At 39.9% G+C, this 3,889-nt stretch carries 6 protein-coding genes; all 6 read left to right on the top strand.

Annotated features, from left to right (window positions below; all coding sequences use genetic code 11):
• Nucleotides 1–8 precede the first annotated feature (8 nt).
• The 6 genes from QZ359_RS04690 (at nucleotide 9) to QZ359_RS04665 (ending at nucleotide 3,553) form a co-directional block, all read left to right on the top strand.
• The gene (locus QZ359_RS04690) at nucleotides 9–302 is read left to right on the top strand and encodes a hypothetical protein (RefSeq protein WP_173304411.1); all 294 of its coding nucleotides are present in this window, start codon (nucleotides 9–11) and stop codon (nucleotides 300–302) included.
• Nucleotides 283–624, top strand: a complete 342-nt coding sequence (locus tag QZ359_RS04685; protein WP_000058833.1) for a hypothetical protein — start codon at nucleotides 283–285, stop codon at nucleotides 622–624. Before QZ359_RS04690 ends, QZ359_RS04685 begins: the two co-directional genes overlap by 20 nt.
• Complete coding sequence (locus tag QZ359_RS04680; RefSeq protein ID WP_000492148.1) at nucleotides 617–892, top strand: hypothetical protein; 276 nt, start codon at nucleotides 617–619, stop codon at nucleotides 890–892. Before QZ359_RS04685 ends, QZ359_RS04680 begins: the two co-directional genes overlap by 8 nt.
• Nucleotides 885–1,031 (top strand): hypothetical protein, encoded by a 147-nt coding sequence (locus QZ359_RS04675; protein WP_000534152.1) that lies wholly within the window; start codon nucleotides 885–887, stop codon nucleotides 1,029–1,031. The genes QZ359_RS04680 and QZ359_RS04675 overlap by 8 nt, the downstream gene beginning before the upstream one ends.
• 1 nt (nucleotide 1,032) lies before the next feature.
• Nucleotides 1,033–1,893, top strand: coding sequence for a primase alpha helix C-terminal domain-containing protein (locus QZ359_RS04670; protein WP_173304409.1), 861 nt, complete (start codon nucleotides 1,033–1,035; stop codon nucleotides 1,891–1,893).
• A gap of 163 nt (nucleotides 1,894–2,056) precedes the next feature.
• Complete coding sequence (locus QZ359_RS04665) at nucleotides 2,057–3,553, top strand: phage/plasmid primase, P4 family (protein WP_000785436.1); 1,497 nt, start codon at nucleotides 2,057–2,059, stop codon at nucleotides 3,551–3,553.
• Nucleotides 3,554–3,889: the final 336 nt, after the last annotated feature.

The following is a 3,889-nucleotide window of genomic DNA, read 5'->3' as shown; positions in this document are numbered from 1 at the left end:
GGGATGAAATGAGTTACATAGTGAAGATATACCTTGATAGTGAAAAAATACCAGATGAACCTTATTTTACTAAAGATATTTTTCTAGCTACGTGTATGGACAATGCAACAAAGTTAGCTGTAACTATGGGCTTGTTGACAAAACAAGCGTTTGATTTAGAGACTAAGACAGCTATTTTGAAAACCTTGGATACAATCATAGAAACTCAAAAAGATATTTTGCAAGGGGTAGTGAGCGGACAAATAACCTTTGTGAATAAAAGCAAAGGAGAGGAGGAACTGAATGAGTCTATCAGAGAATGACAAACGAGTATTAAGACTAATCAAGGTAGGGGCTGAGAACTCCATAACAGGGGCAGAAATCAGCCTGATCACTAAGCTAGCAGAAAGAACCGTGCAAGATATTATCAGCCGTCTAATCACGCGCCATAGCGTTCCTATTGTTGGGGTTCGCCATGGGACATTTAGAGGATATTTTATCCCAGCTAACAAAGAGGAGCTACTGGACGGAGCAAAAACATTTTACAATCAGATACGAGAAGAAGAAAAGCGCCTAGCGGTGTTGATGAACAGCGACCTAGAAAGCTACAAAGAAACCTTGAAGGAGGTGGGCGGATATGTTTAGCCTAAGCCGAGAAAGTGAGCAAGACCTAGTGCATGGCATTCTGGAGGTAGTGGAAAGATACCATGAAGCGCGTGATAGACTCAAACCACGACTGACAGGCTTAATATCAGCCCAGGAAGTCATGGACGAGTTAGATATAAAATATATGACACTCCAAAAATGGGAAAAAGCAGGGCTAAGACGATACCATCCACCGCTTGAAGATACAAGAAAGGTTTACTATAAAATAACTGACATCTGGAAGTTTCTGGGGGTAGAAAATGGGTAGATACATGACAGAGCCAGCTTATGCTGGTATGAAGTTAGCCAAGGAAGATAAAACCAAGGTCAGACGCCCAAAGTTGAAGCAACTCAAAGAACGGAAACAACTGAAGAAACTGAGGAAGAAACGTCGGAAAGGGAGCTGATATGACGATTTACGAGGCTAGAGGCTTTCAGGGTAATCTTGTCTATCCATTTGATAAAATTGAGCCGTTCCAGTACATTGAACGCTTTAAGCCTTTGGTAGTCCCTGAAGGGGCAAACATTGAAGAATTTAAACGTACACAAGCGCCTTACTGTATAAGTGGCAAAGTGACACCAGAAAAGCATGGCAGTTACAAGCGAAACAACTCCAGTCTAATCTATCGGGATTTGATTTTCCTTGATTATGACGATATACAGGGGACGTCTGAGGGCTTTATAAAGGCTGTTTCTAGCGCTTTATTTGGCTACTCCTATATCTTATACCCGACTATCAAACATAGCTTAGAAAAGCCCCGTTTTCGCCTTGTAGTGAAGCCTAACAACGTGATGAATGAGGCAACCTATAAGCAGGTAGTTAAGGAGATAGCGGACAAGATTGGGCTACCCTTTGACATGGTCAGTCTAACCTGGTCACAACTCCAAGGGCTACCAGTAACAACAGGCGACCCAGCAAGTTATCAAAAGGTTGTGGAGCATGGCCTAGATTATCCAGTCCCCAAGGTTGAACCAAGAGCGAAGCAAGAAACTACGGAGCGTTACAAGCCTAGAGCAAGTGGCCAGAGGTCAATGACCATGAGAATTATTGACACGCTTTTTAATGGCTTTGGAGATGAGGGAGGGCGCAACGTAGCACTGACACGCTTTGTAGGTTTACTCTTTAATAAGTGGGTTGATTGCGACCTAGAGACCGCCTACGAGCTGACAAAGATAGCTAATAGCGTGACAGTTGAACCATTGCCTATTGAAGAGCTAGACCGCACTTTTAGCAGTATAGCACGGGCTGAATATAGAAAGAGAGGATAGAACCATAGAACTAGAAGAATTAGGAAACCTAGAAAGTGAAATCTTAGAGGCGCGTGAAAGCGAAGATAAGCACTTTAAGACTTTCAAAGGTGTTAGGGGACAGCTTATCAAAGAGTGTCAAGAAATCAAGGACAAGGCTTATCAGCAAGCTTATGAAGAAGTTATGGCAGACAGCAAACACCTTGAAAATGTAAAGGCAGGCAGGTTGACCGAGGCCCAGCATGAAGAACTAGCCCAGCAGAAAGGCGAGGAAAAGAGCAGTAAGGCCTTACCAACTAATCCGCTGGGAGTTGCTATTATGTTAAAAAAGTACGTCCGATTTATTAGAATTAAGCCAGAGGCACAAGGGCAAAAAGCCCCATTATATTTCTATAATCCTGATTTTGGTATCTGGTTAGAGGATAATGAATTTTTGCAAGATCTTATTTCTGTCATTTATCCAAACGCAACGGAAAAACAGGCATTTGACACGCTTTATAAAATAGCTAGACAGAGCCAAATGAGGGAAATCCAAGGCAATTATACTGTAATTGGGAAACAGCTATACAATGCTAAGACAGGCATTTTTGAAGAAACGACACCAGAGATTACAGCAACAAGAAAGATAAAAACAGGTTATAGCCCTGGAGCAGAAGAGCCTATAATTAACGGCTGGAAGCCGACAGCTTGGCTTTTAGAGTTGTTTGACGGTGACAAGGAGCTTTATAACCTTGCTATCCAGATTATAAAAGCAAGCGTCACAGGGCAGTCTTTGCAAAAAATCTTTTGGCTTTTCGGTGAAGGTGGAACAGGAAAAGGAACTTTTCAGCAGTTACTTATAAACCTAGTTGGTATGGAAAATGTGGCAAGTTTGAAGATCACTGGTTTAACAAAAAGTCAATTTTCAACGTCTATATTATTGGGAAAGTCGCTTGTAATCGGTGATGATGTACAAAAGGACGCAGTAATTAGAGACACTTCAGATATGTTTAGCTTAGCAACAGGCGACATAATGACCATAGAGGACAAAGGGAAACGCCCTTATAGCATACGCCTTAATATGACGGTAGTACAATCTTCTAATGGTTTACCAAGAATGAACGGGGATAAATCAGCTATTGATAGGCGATTTAGAATTTTACCTTTTACCAAAATATTCAAAGGTAATCCTAACAAGGCTATCAAAGACGATTACATTAACCGCAAAGAAGTGCTGGAGTACCTGGTTAAGTTGGCTATTGAAACACCAATCGCTGACATTAACCCTACGAAGTCTATTGAAATACTTGAAGAACACCATAAAGACATGAACCCCGTTATTGATTTTGTTTCTAAGTTTTTTACTGATGAATTGACAAGTGAGTTTATTCCTAATAGTTTTGTCTATCACGTTTGGAAAGGTTTCCTAGAATACTATGGTATTAAAGAAAACAGGTCAGAAATGGGCTTACATCGAGAAATCAAAAGCAACCTGCCTGAAGGTTTCGCAGTTGGCCAGAAGGTTATCCCTGCAGGGCAACAGATCCATAAAGGTTTTTATCCTAAAGAAGACCTACCGCCGTTTGCAAGCGTAGCCTATGCTAATGGTAGGGCAACACCCGAAAAGCAGAAAAAGCCAAAGAATGAACGCGGGTATTACAACCATTGGCCAGAGTACAAAAAGAGAAGGAAAAGAAAATAAGAATTTTATACACTTTACACAGTAGGGCAAAAATTTTATACACTTAAAAACGTTGTCATATCAAGGGTTTTATACACTTTATACGAAAAACACGGAAATAAAAAAATTTCCTTATATTATGTTTTAAAAATGGGGTCCCTATTATCCCTATATATGTTTTTATTTTAATGTATAAAGCGTATAAAGTGTATAAAACAATAGCAAAAACCTTGGCATTACTGACTTTATTTTTTATACACTTTTAAAAACAAGTGTATAAAATTTGTAAGAAGCGTATAAAAAAGGGGACAGAAAAATCAATTAAGTACAAAAGGAGTAAAAAACATGAAAATTAAA

The sequence above is a fragment of the Streptococcus sp. genome (genome assembly GCF_019414905.1).
Taxonomy (GTDB): domain Bacteria; phylum Bacillota; class Bacilli; order Lactobacillales; family Streptococcaceae; genus Streptococcus.
The sequence above is the reverse complement of the archived record's forward strand: the minus strand, read 5'-3'. Positions and strand labels throughout refer to the sequence as shown.

Coding starts and splice junctions, on each gene's coding strand:
- QZ359_RS04690 (WP_173304411.1), top strand. CDS start 9: ATGAGTTACATAGTGAAGATATACCTTGATAGTGAAAAAATACCAGAT.
- QZ359_RS04680 (WP_000492148.1), top strand. CDS start 617: ATGTTTAGCCTAAGCCGAGAAAGTGAGCAAGACCTAGTGCATGGCATT.
- QZ359_RS04670 (WP_173304409.1), top strand. CDS start 1,033: ATGACGATTTACGAGGCTAGAGGCTTTCAGGGTAATCTTGTCTATCCA.
- QZ359_RS04685 (WP_000058833.1), top strand. CDS start 283: ATGAGTCTATCAGAGAATGACAAACGAGTATTAAGACTAATCAAGGTA.
- QZ359_RS04675 (WP_000534152.1), top strand. CDS start 885: ATGGGTAGATACATGACAGAGCCAGCTTATGCTGGTATGAAGTTAGCC.
- QZ359_RS04665 (WP_000785436.1), top strand. CDS start 2,057: ATGGCAGACAGCAAACACCTTGAAAATGTAAAGGCAGGCAGGTTGACC.